The 1,123-nt window shown below is 45.4% G+C and carries 1 protein-coding gene; it reads left to right on the plus strand.

Annotation, left to right across the window (positions count from 1 at the left end; translation table 11 throughout):
* A partial coding sequence (locus DW005_RS13625) for a hypothetical protein (protein ID WP_347461785.1) occupies window positions 1–1,123 on the plus strand: 1,123 nt, incomplete at both ends.

The following is a 1,123-nucleotide window of genomic DNA, read 5'->3' on the forward strand; positions in this document are numbered from 1 at the left end:
GAAAAGAAGGGGAAACCGACTGGCAGACCCAGAAAACAAAAGCCGTCTATGACGGTAAGGGACAGGTTACAAAAGAATACAGTCCGCGCGGTGTCAAAGAGAACGTGGCGGCAGCATATACTTATGACCTTTTGGGCCGCAAGATCAAAGAAGAACTTCCGCAGAACAAGACAGACGGAAGTGCCGGTTACCAGACCGTGGTAAACGAATATGATAAATCCGGCAACCTCGTGGAAACAGAAGAGCAAATCGAGGGTGACAAGAACAAAGAAATCGAGTATACTTATGATAAACAGGGAAATCTCGTTCAGGTAAAAAGCAGTCTGGAAAATGAAAAAGCACAGTATGTCCAGTACGTCTATGACGAACAGGGCAACAAGGTGCGCCGGTTTACCGGCATGACCGGTCCTTTGACGGTAACGGTAGCGGCAGTTGAAAATGCCAAAGACGATACCGGTAAGGATACCTTTACCTATGGCGGTAAAACGTATGCCGTATTGGTAACCGGGAAAAAGAAATCCGATACCATCCGGGAAACAAAGTATGTGTATGACACGAAAAACCGTCTGGTTTCTTATACCGACCCGGAAGGAAGAACGGAAACGTATACTTACGACTGCAACAGCAACCTGACGAAAACCGTAGATAAAAACGGAAACATTTTGAAAAACACATATGATAACCAGAACCGGCTGACCGAAAGGACAGCAAAGGAGAAAAAGACCGGAAAAGAAACCGTACATACCTACCGCTACAATGCCTATGGAGATGTGGCAGTACAGGATGATACACAGTTTGTGTATGGCGATGTATCCGGCCAGGTCACAAAAGAAACGACCAAACTGACAAAAAATAAGGATGTCGTAAAGAATTATACCTATGACAGTAATGGAAACAAATCCACTTTTTCCGTAAAAGCAGGGGAGGATACCAAACTTTCTCTGTCGTATGAGTATGATGGCAGTTCCCGATTGATTTCCGTCAAAGACAGCGAAGGAAACCGGGCTGTTTCTTATGCCTATGATACGGAGGGAAGCCTTAGCGAAAGACAGGCGGCAAACGGACTGAAAACCACGTATGGCTATGATTACCAGAACCGCTTAACCTCTATGACAAACGAGAC

It is taken from the genome of Clostridium sp. AF36-4, assembly GCF_003435975.1.
In the GTDB taxonomy this organism is placed as follows: domain Bacteria; phylum Bacillota; class Clostridia; order Lachnospirales; family Lachnospiraceae; genus Eubacterium_F.